Source organism: Streptomyces sp. NPDC005374 (assembly GCF_042872225.1).
Taxonomy (GTDB): domain Bacteria; phylum Actinomycetota; class Actinomycetes; order Streptomycetales; family Streptomycetaceae; genus Streptomyces.
Window position 1 is genome coordinate 306491 of record NZ_JBIAKA010000009.1, and the last position, 16976, is coordinate 323466.

General features: G+C 71.8%; 18 protein-coding genes. 3 read left to right on the forward strand and 15 right to left on the reverse strand.

Going from position 1 to position 16976, the window contains the following annotated elements:
• The first annotated feature begins 126 nt into the window (after positions 1-126).
• Entirely contained in the window at positions 127-372 is a 246-nt protein-coding gene (locus ACFYRX_RS24625; RefSeq protein ID WP_389103465.1) for a hypothetical protein, read from the forward strand.
• Positions 369-683: a hypothetical protein gene (locus tag ACFYRX_RS24630; RefSeq protein WP_389103467.1), complete on the forward strand. Its 315-nt coding sequence runs from the start codon at positions 369-371 to the stop codon at positions 681-683. The genes ACFYRX_RS24625 and ACFYRX_RS24630 overlap by 4 nt, the downstream gene beginning before the upstream one ends.
• Positions 684-706: 23 nt before the next feature.
• Here ACFYRX_RS24630 and ACFYRX_RS24635 read toward each other — a convergent pair whose 3' ends face one another.
• The 7 genes from ACFYRX_RS24635 to ACFYRX_RS24665 form a co-directional block, all read right to left on the reverse strand.
• The gene (locus ACFYRX_RS24635) at positions 707-1372 is read right to left on the reverse strand and encodes a response regulator (RefSeq protein ID WP_389103469.1); all 666 of its coding nucleotides are present in this window, start codon (positions 1370-1372) and stop codon (positions 707-709) included.
• Complete coding sequence (locus tag ACFYRX_RS24640; protein ID WP_389103471.1) at positions 1369-2745, reverse strand: histidine kinase; 1377 nt, start codon at positions 2743-2745, stop codon at positions 1369-1371. Before ACFYRX_RS24640 ends, ACFYRX_RS24635 begins: the two co-directional genes overlap by 4 nt.
• 91 nt (positions 2746-2836) lie before the next feature.
• The gene (locus tag ACFYRX_RS24645) at positions 2837-3511 is read right to left on the reverse strand and encodes a response regulator (protein WP_389103474.1); all 675 of its coding nucleotides are present in this window, start codon (positions 3509-3511) and stop codon (positions 2837-2839) included.
• Entirely contained in the window at positions 3508-4863 is a 1356-nt protein-coding gene (locus tag ACFYRX_RS24650) for a sensor histidine kinase (RefSeq protein ID WP_389103477.1), read from the reverse strand. Before ACFYRX_RS24650 ends, ACFYRX_RS24645 begins: the two co-directional genes overlap by 4 nt.
• A gap of 10 nt (positions 4864-4873) precedes the next feature.
• Complete coding sequence (locus tag ACFYRX_RS24655; RefSeq protein ID WP_389103480.1) at positions 4874-6100, reverse strand: acyltransferase; 1227 nt, start codon at positions 6098-6100, stop codon at positions 4874-4876.
• A complete protein-coding gene (locus ACFYRX_RS24660; RefSeq protein ID WP_389103699.1) occupies positions 6093-7025 on the reverse strand; it encodes an alpha/beta hydrolase in 933 nt (310 codons plus the stop codon). Before ACFYRX_RS24660 ends, ACFYRX_RS24655 begins: the two co-directional genes overlap by 8 nt.
• 298 nt (positions 7026-7323) lie before the next feature.
• Positions 7324-8298 (reverse strand): alpha/beta hydrolase, encoded by a 975-nt coding sequence (locus ACFYRX_RS24665; RefSeq protein WP_389103482.1) that lies wholly within the window; start codon positions 8296-8298, stop codon positions 7324-7326.
• Positions 8299-8504: 206 nt separating this feature from the next.
• Here ACFYRX_RS24665 and ACFYRX_RS24670 point away from each other — a divergent pair, with 206 nt between their 5' ends.
• Positions 8505-9122, forward strand: a complete 618-nt coding sequence (locus ACFYRX_RS24670; protein ID WP_389103701.1) for a TetR/AcrR family transcriptional regulator — start codon at positions 8505-8507, stop codon at positions 9120-9122.
• Positions 9123-9154: 32 nt separating this feature from the next.
• Here ACFYRX_RS24670 and kynU read toward each other — a convergent pair whose 3' ends face one another.
• The 8 genes from kynU to ACFYRX_RS24710 form a co-directional block, all read right to left on the reverse strand.
• Positions 9155-10351, reverse strand: coding sequence for a kynureninase (gene kynU / locus ACFYRX_RS24675; protein ID WP_389103485.1), 1197 nt, complete (start codon positions 10349-10351; stop codon positions 9155-9157).
• Positions 10344-11186, reverse strand: coding sequence for a tryptophan 2,3-dioxygenase family protein (locus tag ACFYRX_RS24680; RefSeq protein ID WP_389103488.1), 843 nt, complete (start codon positions 11184-11186; stop codon positions 10344-10346). The genes kynU and ACFYRX_RS24680 overlap by 8 nt, the downstream gene beginning before the upstream one ends.
• A gap of 160 nt (positions 11187-11346) precedes the next feature.
• Positions 11347-11760: a DUF3151 domain-containing protein gene (locus tag ACFYRX_RS24685; protein ID WP_389103491.1), complete on the reverse strand. Its 414-nt coding sequence runs from the start codon at positions 11758-11760 to the stop codon at positions 11347-11349.
• 309 nt (positions 11761-12069) lie between these two features.
• Positions 12070-13539: an MFS transporter gene (locus ACFYRX_RS24690; RefSeq protein ID WP_389103494.1), complete on the reverse strand. Its 1470-nt coding sequence runs from the start codon at positions 13537-13539 to the stop codon at positions 12070-12072.
• A 63-nt stretch (positions 13540-13602) separates the two neighbouring features.
• On the reverse strand, positions 13603-14634 hold the full coding sequence (gene fbaA, locus ACFYRX_RS24695; protein WP_389103496.1) for a class II fructose-bisphosphate aldolase: 1032 nt from the start codon (positions 14632-14634) through the stop codon (positions 13603-13605).
• A gap of 174 nt (positions 14635-14808) precedes the next feature.
• Positions 14809-15357 (reverse strand): orotate phosphoribosyltransferase, encoded by a 549-nt coding sequence (gene pyrE / locus ACFYRX_RS24700; protein ID WP_389103498.1) that lies wholly within the window; start codon positions 15355-15357, stop codon positions 14809-14811.
• A gap of 10 nt (positions 15358-15367) precedes the next feature.
• On the reverse strand, positions 15368-16159 hold the full coding sequence (locus ACFYRX_RS24705; protein ID WP_389103500.1) for an aldose 1-epimerase: 792 nt from the start codon (positions 16157-16159) through the stop codon (positions 15368-15370).
• 62 nt (positions 16160-16221) lie between these two features.
• A complete protein-coding gene (locus ACFYRX_RS24710) occupies positions 16222-16968 on the reverse strand; it encodes an SRPBCC domain-containing protein (protein WP_389103503.1) in 747 nt (248 codons plus the stop codon).
• Between the last annotated feature and the right edge of the window lie 8 nt (positions 16969-16976).

Genomic DNA, 16976 nt, shown 5'->3' on the forward strand with positions numbered 1-16976 from the left:
CGAACGCGGTGCGCAAGCCGCGACCAGTGGCGGAAGCATCCGGGTACGGTGAAAGCGACACTGCGAAAGGGAGCCGACGCCATGACTACCCGACCGGCAGAGTCCGGCCAGCCCCACATCCCTCCCATGCGCACCATCGGGGAGCTTCGTGCAGCCCTGACCATGGGCTACGGCTTCCCCGGTGACGCCGACGATTTCGAGGCCGAGCTGGCCCGTGAGATCAACCATGCCGATCCGGCTGACCTTTCCGGAGTCGTCCGCTTGGTCGAGGAGTTCCGTGGCCGGGTAGCAGCGCGCCAGGATCCCGACTTCGATTCGGCCGTCGCTGCGGCCGTCGCCGAAATCCGCACTGCTCGGGGCGATGATCGGTGAGCGACGATCAGCAGCCGGTCGTCGCCGAGATCACCCGCGAGGCCCACGCCCGCTGCCTCGCCATCGGCCGCGGAACACTCGAAGCCGTCGAGGCCCTGAGAGCCGAACTGGAGAAGAACCCGGTACTCGGTCGGCGAGCGCACAGTGCGGTCGGCGGCATGAAGATCCATACGACGCGTCTCGAAAGCACGGACATCCGCCCCGCGCTCACGGTCACCTACGTCTACGACGCACCTCCTCCCGAACCCGGCCTGATCCGCATCGCGCTCGTGTCACCCGTACGTTTCGCCGGCGGCGGCACCGAATTCTGACTCGGCGGTGACAGCCGCGCCGGTCAGCCCGGCGTCACCAACCGCGCCTCGTACGCGAACACCGCCGCCTGTGTACGGTCCCTGAGACCCAGTTTCACCAGGACCCGGCTGACGTGGGTCTTGATCGTGGACTCCGCGACCATCAGGCGCTCGGCCATCTCGGAGTTCGACAGGCCCTGGGCGATGAGGATCAGTACCTCCGTCTCGCGGTCGGTCAGGTCGCCGTACGCGCCGTGGGCCGAGGTGATGAGGCGGGGGGACTCGGAGAGTTTGGCGAACTCCGTGATCAGCCGGCGGGTGACGGAGGGCGCGAGGAGTGCCTCGCCGGAGGCCACCACCCTTACTCCCTCGGCGAGTTGACGGGCAGAGGCATCCTTGAGGAGGAAGCCCGAGGCTCCCGCGCGCAGGGCCTGGTACACGTACTCGTCGAGGTCGAAGGTCGTCAGGACCAGGACCTTCGCCATGCCGTCCGCCGCGACGATCTCCCTGGTCGCCTCGATGCCGTTCAGCTCGGGCATGCGGATGTCCATCAGGACCACGTCGGGGGCGAGTTCACGGACCCGGTCCACCGCCTCCCTGCCGTTGACGGCCTCTCCGACCACCTCGATGCCCGGCATCGCGTTCAGCAGTACCGAGAAGCCCTCGCGGACCATCATCTGGTCGTCCGCGACCAGGACCCGGATCGTCATGCCGCATCCCCGTCGCCGAACGGCACCGGCAGGAACACCGCCACCTCGTACCCTCCCTCGTCCGTGGGGCCCGCCGTCATCTCACCGTTCAGCATGGAGACCCGCTCCCGCATGCCGGTGATGCCGTGCCCCGCTCCGGGCGAGGGCTTCACCAGCGACGGCCAGGGCAGCGGGCCGTTGACCACGCGCAGGCCCAGGCCGCCGAGGACGTACCCGATCTCGACCCGGGCGCTCGCCCCCGGGGCGTGGCGCAGGGTGTTGCTCAGGGCCTCCTGGACGATCCGGTACGCCGACAGCTCGACGCCCTGCGGGAGTTCGCGCACCGCACCGGTGACCGCCTTCTCCACGCTCAGTCCCGCCTCCCGCACATTGGCGAGCAGCGCGTCCAGGTCGGCCAGGGTGGGCTGCGGGGCGTCCGGCGCCTCGTAGTCCTCGGCGCGGACCACGCCCAGGACCCGGCGCAGCTCGGTCAGGGCCGCCACCGCGTTCTCCCGGATGGTGGCGAACGCCTTCTCCAGCTCCGGGGGCGGGTTCTCCACCCGGTAGGGCGCGGCCTCCGCCTGGATGGCGACGACCGACATGTGGTGGGCGACCACGTCGTGCAGCTCGCGGGCGATGGTCGTGCGCTCCTCCAGGAGCGTGCGGCGGGAACGCTCGTGCGCGGTCACCGTCTGCTGGGCGGTCACCGTCTGCACTGCGTCCCGGCGTATGTGCCAGACGCTCACGACAAGCAGGACCAAGGCGGAGACGAACAGCATCTCCACGGTGTTGGAGCGGTAGTAGTGACTGCCGCCGAAGGCGATTTGCCATATCAGACCGTAGGCCCCGGTCAGCAGCCACATCCAGGCCGCCGTACGCGGCCTGGTGCGCACGGCCACCACGGTGAGCACGACGAGGTGGCAGGCGAAGCTGCCCGGCAGCCATGGCCAGTCCTGCTGCCAGGAGTTGACGAAAGCCACCGGATAGGTGAACGCGGTCGCGGCCAACGACAGCCAGAAGGCCATGACCGGCCGCACCATGGTCAGCAGGATCGGGGCCAGGGCGGAGACACCGACGAAGACGTTGGCGCCCGCACCGCGGCCGCTGTTGTCCGCGCCGATGAACATCGCGAGCAGCCCGGCCGCGGTGATCAACACGTGGGGTGTCCAGACCGCGTGATCCCGCAGCCGGCCGGACAGCATGCGGGCGGGCCCCTTGTCGGCGCGCAAGGGAGGCAGCAGCCGGTAGGCGAAGGCATCGCTGATCAGGTCGTGCCGCAGGCCGCGCAGGGCGTCCATGGCGGCCCTGAACTCCGGGCTGCGGGGCTTGTACGCGTCGTACCCGCCGCTGCCGCCCTGCGTGAGTGTCATATGAGTCTCGGTCGTCTCGGTCACGTTCAAAACGGTAGGTGTGAGCCGGGGTCCACGTCGTCACCAGTGAGAGGGGTCCTTCCACCTCCCCCTCAAGTACTACGGGTGCAGCGGGTCAGTACCCCGAGGGACGGACCAGCCCCGACTCGTACGCGAACACCGCCGCCTGCGTCCGGTCCCTGAGGCCCAGCTTCACCAGGATGCGGCCCACGTGGGTCTTCACCGTCTGCTCGGCCACCACGAGACGTCCGGCGATCTCCGCGTTCGACAGTCCCTGCGCGATCAGGGCGAGGACCTCCGTCTCCCGCTCGGTCAGCTCGCCCACCCGGCTCTTGAGCGGGGCCCGGGGCCGGTCGCCGAGACGGGAGAACTCGGCGATCAGGCGGCGGGTGATACCGGGCGCGAGCAGCGCGTCCCCGGCCGCCACCACCCGCACCGCCTCGGCGAGCTGCTCCGCGGAGGCGTCCTTCAGCAGGAACCCGGACGCGCCGGCCCGAAGCGCCTCGTAGACGTACTCGTCGAGGTCGAACGTGGTCAGCACGAGGACCCTGATCTCCGGGCGCTCGCCCGTGATGCGGCGAGTGGCCTCGATGCCGCCCATCCCGGGCATGCGGATGTCCATCAGGACCACGTCCGGGACGAGCTCGGCGACCTTGGCGACGGCGTCCAGGCCGTCGACCGCCTGCCCGACCACCTCGATGCCGGGCTGGACGCCCAGCAGCACGCTGAAGCCCTGCCGGACCATCTGCTGGTCGTCGGCGATCAGGATGCGGATGGGGCTGCTCGTCATACGGTGCCGTCCTTGGAGTCACTGGCCTGGTCGGGGCCGCCGCCCGGGGGCGACGTCGGAAGATACGCGGCCACCTCGTAGCCGCCATCGGGCCGGGGGCCGGCACGCAGGGTTCCGCCGAGCATCGCGGCCCGCTCCCGCATGCCGAGCAGTCCGTGCCCCGCGCCCGGTGAGGCCGCCACGCTGTGCAGGGGACGGGAGTTGGCGATCCGCACGTCCACCCCGTGCAGATAGTGGACGAGCCTGACGGAGGCGGTCGCGCCGGGCGCGTGGCGCAGGACGTTGCTCAGCGCCTCCTGCACGATCCGGTACGCCGACAGCTCCACACCGGACGGCAACGGCCGCGGTGTCCCCAGTACGTCGACCTGGACGCTCAGTCCGGCCGCCCGGGTGTTCTCCACCAGCGCGTCGAGCCGGTCGAGGGTGGGCTGCGGGGTGTGCGGGGCGGTACCGGTGCCCGGCCGGCCCACGGGGTCCGGGGCGTCGGGGTCCTCGGAGCGCAGCACTCCCAGAACCCGGCGCAGCTCGGTCAGTGCCTCCAGCGCGTTCTCCCTGATACCGGCGAGGTTCTCCTGGAGCTCCTCGGACGGGTTCTCCACGAGGTGCGGGGCGACCTGGGCCTGGATCGAGATGACGGACATGTGGTGGGCGACGACGTCGTGCAGTTCGCGCGCGATACGGCTGCGTTCCTCCAGGAGGGTGCGGCGGCCCCGCTCCTCCGCGGTGAGCGTGGTCTGCTCGACGAGTTCCGCGCGAGCCTCGCGGCGGCCCCGCAGGGCTGTGCCGAGGACCACGACGATCGTGCACAGGATGACCGTGAGCACCCCGGTGGGCGCGTAGTCGGCCGCGCCCACCAACCCCTGGATGACATAGGTCAGAAGTACGTTCACGGCCAGTGCCTCGATCGACACCCGGGTGCGGACCCTCAGGGCGAGGAGCAGCAGCACCGCCATGTGTCCGACGATCCCGGCCGTCGTCCAGGGCCAGGTGAAGTCGTGGGCACCACCGGCCAGCAGTTGACGGCGCACCTCGAAGGCGCCCACCACCATGGCCGCCGTCGACACCCACCACGCCGGTACGGGCCGCCAGAGCGCGAACACCACGGCGAAACCCTGCGCGAGCCCGATGAGGAAGGCGAGTTGGGTGCCCACCCCGCCGTTGTCCGTGAGCTGGGCCACGGCGCCGAGCACGACTCCGAAGGCGACCATGCACAGCACACCGTGCGGCAGCCAGCGCGCCCACACCGAAGGGGGCAACGGGTCGGCCTCGAAGCTCCAGAGGTCCTCCCGCAGCACCCGCAGCCGGCGCAGGACACGGCTCACGACCACCCGCTGGATCCCCGTCTCCGTCACGCCGCCCACCCTAGGCACGACGCGCCTCCTTCACCGGGGCCGGATCCGTACGACGGTGGACCCGGATCACCCGTGACGCCCGGCCCCCGACCCTGCGCGGCCCCTGTTCGAAGGACCGGAAGGCCGCCCAGCAGACCGTCAGGACGAGAGCGAACACCGGGAGCCAGGCCAGCCGGGCCGCCACCCAGCCCAGACCGTCGGGCACGGTGTGCAGACCGGGAAGTCGGCCCACTGCGAGACCCGTGGCCGTGGTGGCCATCAACGCGGTCTGATGCCACAGGAAGACCGTCATCGCGGAGAGGTTGACCAGCGCCACCGCCGCCCAGGCAAAGGGGCGTCGCATGCCGCGGCGCAGCCGGTCGCGCAACAGCAGGGCGAGACCGCACTGGGCCAGGCCGAAGGTGACGGCGGCCAGCGTCGGCGGGTTCAGGTTCGAGACCTGGGCTCCCGGCACCCCGACCATCGACGCCGGATACCCCGCCCCCACGACGAGCACCGCGGTCACCACCGCACCGCCCCCGAGCAGCAGCCACCCCACACGCCGCCCCTCCAGCTCACCGCGCGTCCAGGCCGCGCCCAGGGTGTACGGCACCAGCCAGCCGGCCGCCAGGTTCACCCAGCCGAGCCAGTCCGGGCCGCCGAGCCCGAAGCGCACGATGTCCACGTGCAGCACGACGGCCAGCGGCCACAGCGGGTGGAGCCGCCGCAGCAGCGGGGTCGCCGCCGTCAGCACGGCGAAGACCAGAAGGAACCACATCGGGGACAGGGCGAGCTTAACCAGCGTTCGGACCGTGCCGAACGGGACGCCGGTCAGCAGCAGGGCCACCGCGGCCACCGTCCACAGCGCCAGGACGGCGGCGACTGGCTTGAACAGTCGCGCCATGCGCCCCTTCAGCCACTGCCCGTACGTCACCCCGCGCGCACGTGCCGAGGTGTAGCCGCGTGTCGCCACATGGCCGCCCACCAGGAAGAACACGGCCAGTGTCTGGAAGGCCCAGGAGATCGGGGCCAGCCAGGGCATGTGCTGCAACGGGCTCGCGGTGTGCAGGGCACCGCCGTCGACGACCAGGGCGGTCACCAGCCAGTGGCCGAGGACCACACCGAGGATCGCGAAGGCGCGCAGGGCGTCCACGGCACGGTCCCGCCCGGGAGGTGTCACCGCGTCGACCTCGGCTGCGGCCCGGCGTATGCCGTCGCGTACCCCGCCCCGGGGAATGTGGGTCCGGATCTCAGGCACGGGTCACCTCCGCGGTGTCTCCGAGGACGATCCGGGCGAGGTTGGTCAGGGAGACCGAGCCCGGGGTGAAGTAGTCGCTGTGACCGCCCTTGCCGGCGGCGAAGACATGCGCGCCGAAGGCCGGGGACAGCGGATCGGTGCCGAAGCCGACGGTGACGCCGAAGAAGTCGGTCCTGACGTGAGGGACCTCCGCCACCCAGTCGTCCTCGCCTCTGGCCGCCCAGACCCGGGCCGGGGTCCGCAGACCTGTCACGGTGTCCGCGCCGGTGCCGGGGCTGCCGACCAGGGCCAGGTCGTCGATGTCCAGGTGGGCTGCGGCTCGGGCGCAGACGACGGTGCCGTAGGAATGGCAGAGGAGGGAGACGGTCGCCCCGGGGCGGGCGACACCGCGCAGTCGGCGTATGAACTCCCGTAGCTGTGGGGCTGCTTGGTCGGCCCGGTCCGTGGTGAGGGCCGTGGTGCTGATCGTGTCCGGGGTGCGGTAGCCGAGCCAGGCGACCACCGGGGTGCGGGTGCCCTTGGGGGCCGTTCTCGTGAGGCGCCGATGGAGGGCCTCCGCGGCAGCCCGGAAGCGGGGGTAGGTGTCCAGGGACGTGTCGGAGCCGGGGACCAGGACGGCCACATGGTCGGCGTCGGCGAGGTCGCCGAAGACCTCGATCGCCTGGCCGGGGCCCCTGCCGTCGAAGGCGAGGAGGTGCCGGTCGGGGGCGGCCATCTCCCGGTCAGCCTCGGCACGGTGGGCGTAGCCATGCGCCGCGGCCATGTCGGCGGCCGCGGCGGCGTTGGCGCTGTTGGCGGCGTAGATGCCGGTGAGGGTGGAGGCGGTGAGCGCCGGGAGGGCGGCAGGGCGTGGGGCGGGGATGCCCGGGCCGGCCGCGGCGGAGAGAGGGACCACCACCGCGGTGACGATGAGGCTCGCGAGCAGGGCTCGGCGCCATCTGTGGGTCCGGCGGCGTGGGCGCTCCCCCCGCTCGTCCCCCGCCTGTTCCCGCGCGTCCCCGCGCGCCTCGCCCTCGCTCCTGCCTTCGCCCTCGCCCTCGCGCCGACCCCTCCGGATGCTCCCCACGTCGTCGTCCCTTTCCGTCCGCCCGGCCATCGGGCTTGTCTGGAAAGGAAGTTACGGAGCAGCGTCTGTCGTCCGCGTCACGCCGGGGAGCTCTTCTGGGTCGTAGCTCTCAGGTACTACGGGTATCCCCGGGAGGGGCTGAAAGCCTCACCCCTTCTCACCACGCCAGCTGCGCGATCTCCTCCGCCACCACCGCGCACGCGTCCGCCGCCGGGTCGATCAGCGGGAAGTGTCCGACGTCCTCCAGCAGCGTCAGACCCACCACCTCGCCCGCCTTCGCCGCCGCGTCCGCGTACGCTTCGGCGACCGCCTGCGGGACGACCGTGTCGGCGCGGCCCTGGACGAGGGTGGTCGCGATGCCGGTGGGGAGCAGGAGCGCGGGGTCGGCGTACGGCAACCGTGCCGCGAACCCCTCCTCCCCGCCCAGGAGTTGACGGCACGCCCCACCGCACACGTCCAGCTTCTCGGCGACCGTGAAGTCGGCGATCGGGGCGAGGGCGACGACACCGCGCAGGGGCGCCGGGCGGTCGAGACGCCAGGCGGCGTCGGCCGGCAGGAGGTGACGTGCCGCGGCCCACAGGGCCAGGTGGCCGCCCGCGGAGTGACCGGTGACCACCATGCGGCGCGGATCCGCCTGCGGGAGGGACTGCCGTACGAGCCCGGGAAGCGCGTCCATCGCGGCGGCCACGTCGTCGAAGGTCTCAGGCCAACGCCCGGCAACCGGCCCGACCCCACCACCGACAGCCGCACCGCCACCGCCAGCACCGGCCCCCGCACCCGCGTCAACGGCGTCAACCGCCGTACCCTGCCCCGGAATCGACACCCCACCCCGCCGGTACTCCACATTGGCCACCGCGAACCCGCGCCGAACCAGGAAGTCCGCGAACGGCGTCACATGCCGACGGTCGTACGGGGCCCGCCATGCCCCGCCGTGCAGGACGACGACGAGGGGCGCGAGGACGCCACCCGGCGCGGGCTCCCCGCGCGGGGCGTAGAAGTCGATCACCTGATCGGGGTCGTCGCCGTACGCCACGGTGACGTCGGGGTCGACCGCCGGGTGCGAGAAGGCCGACTCCTCCTCGGCCGCGGCGCGGGCTTCTGCGGCGGCACGGGCTGCGGCGTCGTCGGACATGCTCCAACCTCTCAGCGATCAAACGGATTTGACGGACCGGCAACCGTCCTGGAAGAGAATTCGGCCGTTGGCCGGGACGGTATCAGCCCGATGACGTGCGCGGACACGCGGATGTCACGCTCGGTGAGGGTTAAACGGTTCTGCTGTTTCGTTACGCTGGCGAGGTGTCCGCACCCGCGGATCCGGAGCGTACCGAGGAGTCCGACATGTCCGCCGAACCCGGCACCGTCCGTCCCGGAGGGCGCACCGCGCGTGTCCGGACCGCCGTGCTGCGGGCGGCCGGAGACGTGCTCGCCGAGCAGGGTTTCGACCGCCTCGATCTCGCGGAGGTCGCCCGCCGCGCGGAGGTCGGCAAGACGACCGTGTACCGGCGGTGGGGGACGGTCACCGCGCTGGTGGCCGACCTGCTCGCCGACATGGCCGAACAATCGCTGCCCCGCACCCGCACCGGGTCGGTCCGCGACGATCTGCGGGCCAACGCCTCCCTCGTCCAGCGGACGCTCGCCGACCCCCGGCAGGGCGCGCTGTTCCGCGCGGTCATCGCCGCGGCGGCCTGCGACACGCGTACGGCCGAGGCGCTGCGGCACTTCTACGACGTACGGGTCGCCGAGTGGGCCCCGTGCGTGACGGAGGGCGTCGCGCGCGGGGAGCTCCCGTCCGGCACGGACCCGGCGACGGTCGTACGGGCGGTCTCGGCCCCCCTCTACTACGGCCTGCTCACCGCCGGAACCGCCCCCGACCCCGCCGCCGCCGAACGCGCGGCCGACGCGGCGCTCGCGGCGGCGAAGGCCGGGGTGTACGTCACTCCCGTCACCCCGGCCTGACACCACAACGAGCCCAACAGCCCAACAGCCCATCAGCCCATCAGCGTCTCCCCCAACACCCGTGCCGCCCGCTCCACGTCCGCGAAACCGACGTACAACGGCGTGAAACCGAACCGCAGCACGTCAGGGTGCCGGAAGTCGCCCACCACACCCCGCTCGATGAGCCGCTTCATGACGTCACCGGCGTCCTCGCAGCGCAGGGCGACCTGGCTGCCCCGCTCCCCGTGCGCCAGGGGGGTCACGCACTCGACGCGCCCCTCACCGACGTACGACGAGACGCACTCCAGGAACAAGTCCGTCAGGGCGAGGGACTTGGCGCGCACCGCCTCGACCGACACCCCGTCCCAGACGTCGAGGGCGGCCTCCAGGGCGAGCATGGAGAGGATGTCCGGCGTGCCGACCCGGCCCCGCAGCGCGCCCGGCGCCGGGTCGTACGACGGCCGCATCCCGAAGGGTTCCGCATGGGAGTTCCACCCGGGCAGCGGGGAGTCGAAACGGTCCTGGAGCTCGCGGCGGACGTAGAGGTACGCCGGTGAACCCGGGCCGCCGTTCAGGTACTTGTAGGTGCAGCCGACCGCGAGGTCGACCCCGTGCGCGTCGAGCCCGACGGGCAGGGCGCCCGCGCTGTGGCACAGGTCCCAGACCGAGACCGCGCCCACCGCGTGCACGGCGGCGGTGAGTTGGGGCAGGTCGTGCAGGCGGCCGGTGCGGTAGTCGACGTGGTTGAGCAGGACGGCCGCCGTACGGTCGCTCAGCACGCCCGGCACCTCCGCCGGGGTCACCGCACGCAGGGTGCAGCCCGTCATCCGGGCCGCGGACTCGGCGATGTACCCGTCCGTGGGGAAGGTGGTCGCGTCGACAACCACCTCGTCACGACCGGCGGCGGGACCGCCCGCGAGCCGCACGGCCCCCACAACTGCCTTGAAAACATTGACACTTGTCGAGTCGCCGACCACGATCTGCCCGGCCGCCGCCCCGACGAGCGGGGCGATCCGGTCGCCGATCCGCTCGGGCGCGGTCCACCAGCCGCTCTCGTCCCAGGACCGGATCCGGAGCGACCCCCACTGACGGCGTACGACGTCCTCGACGCGCTCCGGGACGGCGGCCGGAAGCGCGCCCAGCGAGTTGCCGTCCAGGTACACCACGTCGTCGAGCACGAACCGCGAACGCACGCCCGCCAGCTCATCCGCCGAGTCCAACTTCTCCGCGCGCAAGGTCAGTTCAGACATGGGACCGCGCCGTCCACAGCTCCGGGAACACGTTCTTCTGCGCGCGCTTCTCCAGCCAGGCCACCCCGGCGGAGCCGCCCGTGCCGGCCTTGGAGCCCATGGCCCTGCGGGTGGCGACGAGATGGTCGTTGCGCCAGCGCCAGACCAGCTCGGCGACATCGGTCAACGCCTCGCCCAGACGGGCCACTTCGTCCTCCGAGGGGCCGGAGTAGACGGCCGTCCAGGCGGCCTCGACCTCCTCCGACGGGTCGTACCGTCGCGAGACGTCCCGGTCCAGGACCGAGGAAGGGATCGCGTGCCCGCGCCGCGCGAGCAGCCGCAGCACCTCGTCGTACAGGCTCGGCTCGTGCAGCGCCTTCTCCAGTTCGGCGTGCACGCGGGGCGCGCCCCGGTGCGGGACGAGCATGGACGCGGACTTGTCGCCGAGCAGGAACTCCATGCGCCGGTACATCGCCGACTGGAAGCCGGAGCCCTCGCCGAGGGCACTGCGGTACGAGTTGAACTGCGCCGGGGTCAGCTGGCCGAGCGGCTTCCAGGAGGCGGTCAGCGCCTCCAGCTCGCGGACGGAACGCTTCAGTGCGGCAACGGCCGTAGGCACGTCGTCGGAGCGCAGTGCACCCGCGGCGGTCTCCCACTCGTGGACGATGACGGTGAACCACAGCTCCATCACCTGGGTCGTGACCAGGAAGACCATCTCTCCGGGATCGTCGGAGAGGGTGTGCTGGAGGTGGGTGAGCACGTCCGCCTTGACGTAGTCCTCGTACGGCGTGGTGCCTTGGAAGTCGAGATGCGGGGTCTCGGGCTCCTGCGATTCGTGAGCCTCATGGGACGACATCGCTGTCTCCTGTTATTACTCCGGGTAGCGGTCCGCACCTGCCGTTGTCGACAGGACGCCCCGGTCCCCGCGTGAATCCTCTTGGATGGTCCCGCGAAAACGCAAGGCCCGCCCGCTCACATCGGACGGACCTCACATCACGGCCTCACGACCGGGGCGATCAGCCCAGCGTCTGGGCCGCCACCGGAGAGGAGTCCTTCAGGAACTGCGTGCAGCGCTCGTACTCCGCCTGTTCGCCGATGGCACCGGCGGCACGGGCGAGGCCGTGCAGGGCACGCAGGAAACCGCGGTTCGGCTCGTGTTCCCACGGGACGGGCCCGTGGCCCTTCCAGCCGCTGCGGCGCAGCGAGTCCAGGCCGCGGTGGTAGCCCGTACGGGCATAGGCGTACGACTCCACGACGCTGCCCCGCTCGAACGCCTCGTCGGCCAGCTGGGCCCAGGCCAGCGAGGAGGTCGGGTACTTCGCGGCGACATCCGCGGGCGCGGTGCCGTTCGCCAGGAGCTCACGGGGCTCCGGGTCGTCGGGGAGGTGGGTCGGGGGCGGTCCCCCGAGAAGGTTCTCGTGAATCGACATGGCTCCAGTTTCCCTCGCCCGAGGCCTGGTTTCGCCTGCGGGTGCACTGTGGCTGGTCGCGCAGTTCCCCGCGCCCCTGAGTGGGCACAGCGAACGCCCGTCGAGCTGCACCCACCCGTTCAGGGGCGCGAGGAACTGCGCGACCAGCCCCCACCGGCCCGCAGCCGACCTACGACAGCTCCCCTGAGCCCGCGCCCCTGAGTGGGTGCAGGGCGCAGTGAAGGCCCGTCGAGCTGCACCCACCTCTTCAGGGGCGCGGGGAACTGCGCGACCAGCCACGACGTACCCGCACCCGCACCCGCACCCGCCCTACGCCAACCGCTTCCGCACCGGCGCCCCCTCCAGTGGCGGCGCCATCACCGCCCCGTGCGTACGGCACTCCGGACGTCGGCACCCCGCCGGCAGCGACCGCACCGTCGCGAAGGCCACCGCCGCCCCCACCACCAGCACCCCCGCACACACCGTCATCGCCCGCCCGAAGGCGTCGTCGAAAGCCGAAGCCGACCGGTACGCCTCCTCGCCCATCCCCGTGACCAGCGGCAACGCGGCCACCGCGATCAGGCCCGCCGCCCGCGCCGCCGCGTTGTTGATCCCGCTCGCCAGCCCCGCCCGCGAGGCGTCCACGGACCCCAGCACGGTCGCCGTCAGCGGCGCGACCAGCGTGACCATGCCCGCCCCGAGAACCAGCAGCGCGGGCACGATGTCGAGGACGTACGACGCCCCCGGCCCGACCCTCAGCATCAGCAGCATCCCGGCGGCGGCCAGCAGCGGCCCGACGGTGAGCGGGATCCGGGGGCCGATCCGGTCGGCCAGGGCGCCCGAGCGGGCGGAGAACAGCAGCATCAGCGCGGTCGTCGGCAGCAGGGCCGTACCGGCCTGGAGCGCCGAGTAGCCGACGACGACCTGGAGCTGGAGCGCGGCGAGGAAGAAGAACCCGCCGAAGGCCGCGTACACGCACAGCGTGACGACGTTGACCGCCGTGAACTGCCGGGACGCGAAGATCGCGGGCGGCATCAACGGATCGGGCCGCCGCTTCTCCACGACCACGAAGGCCACCCCGGCGACCACGCCCGCGAGTGCCGTCACGGCGACGACGAGGGAACCGGAACGGGCCTCGATCAGCGCGTACGTCACCAGCGCGAGCGCCAGCGCGCCCAGGACCGCGCCGAGCACGTCGAAACGCCCGTGGTCCGCGCGGCCGTCCGCCGACTCCGGCACATGCCGCAGGGCGACCGGCACGCACAGGAGCGCCAGCGGGACGTTGAGCAGGAACACCCAGCGCCAGCCCGGCCCGTCCACCAGCCAGCCGCCCACGAAGGGGCCGACCGCCGCCCCGATGCCGCCGAACCCGGACCACAGACCGACGGCACGGCCCCGGTCGTCGGGATGGAAGGAGGCCTGGATCAACGCCAGCGACCCGGGCGTGAGCAGGGCGCCGCCCACCCCCTGGAGGGCCCGGGCGGCGACGAGGACACCGGCGTTCGGGGCGAGACCGCACAGCAGGGAGGCCGCCGCGAACCACACGACCCCGATCACGAAGACCTTGCGGCGCCCGTACCGGTCCCCGAGGGAACCGCCGAGCAGGATCAGCCCGGCCAGCGTCAGCATGTACGCGTTGACCGTCCACTGCAGCGCGCCGAGGTCCGCGTCCAGATCACTGCCGATGCGCGGCAGGGCGACGTTGACGACGGTCGAGTCCAGCAGGGCCATGCTGGAGCCGAGGACGGTGGTGAGGAGGATCCACTTGCCTTGCGGTGAGGCCAACCGGACATCGGGCATGCCTCAGATATACAGCGAGCCCGGTGCTGTAGCACCGGGCTCACCGCAAACAGCTTCAAAGACCTACTTGATCTTCGTGCCCGCCGAGCGCAGGTTCTGCGTGGCCTCGACGACACGGGCGGCCATGGAGGCCTCCGCGAGCTTGCCCCAGGTGCGCGGGTCGTAGACCTTCTTGGAGCCGACCTCGCCGTCGACCTTCAGGACGCCGTCGTAGTTGCGGAACATGTGGTCGGCGACCGGACGCGTGAAGGCGTACTGCGTGTCGGTGTCGATGTTCATCTTGACGACGCCGTTCTCCAGCGCGGTGCGGATCTCCTCCTCCGTGGAGCCGGAGCCGCCGTGGAAGACGAAGTCGAACGGCTGGGCGCCGGCCGGCTTGCCGAACTTGGCGGCCACGCCGTCGTTCAGCTGCTTGAGCAGGTCGGGGCGCAGGACGACGTTGCCCGGCTTGTACACACCGTGGACGTTGCCGAAGGAGGCGGCCAGCAGGTAGCGGCCCTTCTCACCGAGACCGAGCGCCTCCGCGGTACGGACGGCGTCGTCGACCGTCGTGTACAGGGAGTCGTTGATCTCGTGCGTGACACCGTCCTCCTCGCCGCCGGTCGGGGTGATCTCGACCTCGAGGATGATCTTCGCGGCGCGGGCGCGCTCCAGGAGCTCCTGGGCGATGGAGAGGTTGTCGGCGAGGGTCTCCGCCGAGCCGTCCCACATGTGCGACTGGAACAGCGGGTTGCCGCCGGCCTTCACGCGCTCCTCGGACACGGCGATCAGCGGGCGTACGTACCCGTCGAGCTTGTCCTTGGGGCAGTGGTCGGTGTGCAGGGCGACGGTGACCGGGTACTTCTCGGCGACGATGTGCGCGAACTCGGCGAGGGCCACGGAACCCGTGACCATCTCCTTGCTGTACTGGCCGCCCAGGAACTCGGCGCCGCCGGTCGAGATCTGGATGATGCCGTCGCTCTCGGCCTCCGCGAAGCCGCGCAGCGCAGCGTGCAGGGTCTGGGTCGAGGTCACGTTGATGGCCGGGTAGGCGAACTTGCCTGCCTTCGCCCGGTCGAGCATCTCGTTGTAGACCTCGGGGGTTGCGATGGGCATCTGTCCGCTCCTTGTATCTGCGGGTTGGCGTACTGCGTGCTTACGGCCCTGACCTAGACCTTGTGTGGGGGTGCGACATCATCGTCGGCCCCATCCTTCCAGACTTGGCCGGATGGTCCATCCCTTGGTCGGTCCCTGGTCAGTACCTGATCAGTCCCTGAATCGGTCCCTGAATCAGTCCAGGCCCAGCTCGTCCTTCGAGTACGCGAAGAGGTACGGCACTCCGGCGCCCTGTTCGATCTTCTCGGCGGCACCCGTCGCCCGGTCGACGATCGTGGCCACGGCGACGACCTCGGCGCCCGCCGCACGCACGGCCTCGACGGCGGTCAGCGGCGAGCCGCCGGTGGTCGAGGTGTCCTCGACCACCACGACCCGGCGGCCGGCGATCTCCGGTCCCTCGACCTGCCGCTGCATGCCGTGCGCCTTCGCGGCCTTGCGGACGACGAAGGCGTCCAGGCGCTGCCCGCGCGCCGCGGCCGCGTGCAGCATGGCCCCGGCGACCGGGTCGGCGCCCATGGTGAGCCCGCCCACCGCGTCGAAGTCCAGGTCCGCGGTCAGGTCCAGGAGGACCTGCCCGACCAGCGGGGCCGCCTCACCGTCGAGGGTGACGCGGCGCAGGTCGACGTAGTAGTCGGCCTCCAGACCCGACGACAGGGTCACCTTGCCGTGCACCACGGCCTTGTCGAGAATCTGCTGCTTCAGGGCGGCGCGTGCGTCAGTCATGCCTGTCAGCTTAGAGGCGGCGCCATGTCCAGGTGGTCGAGGCCTCCAACGGCTCCAGCGGCGTGACCAGGCGCGGGAGCGTGTTCAGGCCGTTGGGCGGGCCGGTCTGCGGCTCCACGCAGACGGCGGCCTCCTGCTCGTCGTACACCACGACCCACTCCTCGCGGCTGGCGACCTTCAGCTCCAGCCGGCCGGGCCAGGTGAGCGTGACGTCGACGCCGCCGGGCATGCCGAAGCAGTCGTCCCAGGGGCCGGGCTTCGGGTCGACGCGGTTGCCGGTGGGCAGGTGGTCGGCACCGCGCTCCTCCTGCCAGGCGGCGGTGAAGCCGAGCCGCACGGGCTCGCCGCCGTCGAGGGTGCGGTTGAACCACGGGTGCCAGCCGATCTGGGCCAGGAACGAGGAGTCGTACGTCTCCACGGACATCGTGAGCGTCAGAGCGTCCCCGGTGAGGGCGACGGCCTGGGTGACACGGCCTGTGTAGGGCCAGGGGTCGACGAGGTCGTACGTGATGACCGCGGAGTCGCTCCCGCTGTGGGCGACGGTCCACGCGCCGTCGCGTGCCGTGCCGTGGATGGCGTGCGGCGGGGAGTTGAGGGGCATCTGCCGTACCGTCGCGCCGTCCCGGAAGCGGCCGTCCCGGACGCGTCCGCACCAGGGGACCATCGGGAAGCAGCCGAAACGGTCGCCCTGGCGCAGGAGTTCGGTGCCGTCGATTCTCAGGCCGCCGATGCGTCCGCCGTTCTCGGGCTGGACGGTGACTTCCGCGTTGCCTGCGGTCAGCGTGATGTGTTCATGGCTCACGGGACGACCCTATGCCGTCATCGCGCGGACGACCCCGTGCCTCCGAGAACAGGTGGTGCCGCTCAACGGCGTTTTCTCAGGACCCTGCCCACCACGATCGCCGAGGCCAGCACCACTGCCGCCGCCGGGGCCGCCCAGCGGAGAGTCGCGCTCGCGGCCACGGTCTGGGGGGCCGGGACGGGGGCGTAGCGGCCCCTCGGGGGTGCGTGGTCGACCTCCTCCGCACTGCGGCCGATCATCGTGCGGCGGGCGTGGGCCGCCTCGGCCGGGGGGCCGGCGGGTTCCGTGAAGTCGTCGATGAGGGGGGCCACGTGCTCCTCAGCGGGCTCCTCCGCAGCAGCGGGTTCCTCCACAGCCGGGCGCTCCGCGGGAGTTTCCTCGGCCTCCGGCTCCTCCTCCGCCAGTGCCTCCGCGAAACGGTTCAGCAGGCGTACGACCGCGGAGCCCACCGCGTCCTGGGGGAGGTCCGTGACGCGGCCGTCCGCCGTCGCCGTGGCGTCGAAGGCCAGGGTCGTGCCGCCCTCGGTGTCGTGCAGGCGCAGGGTGAGGGCGAGGGTGACGGAGCCGGTGCCGCGAGCCTCGGTGGCGTCCCCCTGGACGGCGTAGGAACCGTCGTCCCGGCCGGAGACGCGGAGCGCGCCCCGGTAGGTGATGGAGTGGCTGCCGACCCGCACCTTCAGGCGTCCGGTGAGGGGTTCCGCGCCGGCGTCCTGCTGGAGTCCGGGAACCGCCCGGGCGACCCTGACGGGGTCCCCCAGGGCCTCCCTCAGCCGCTCGGCCGGAACCGGAACGAACACCTCATGCTCCATGGTTGCCG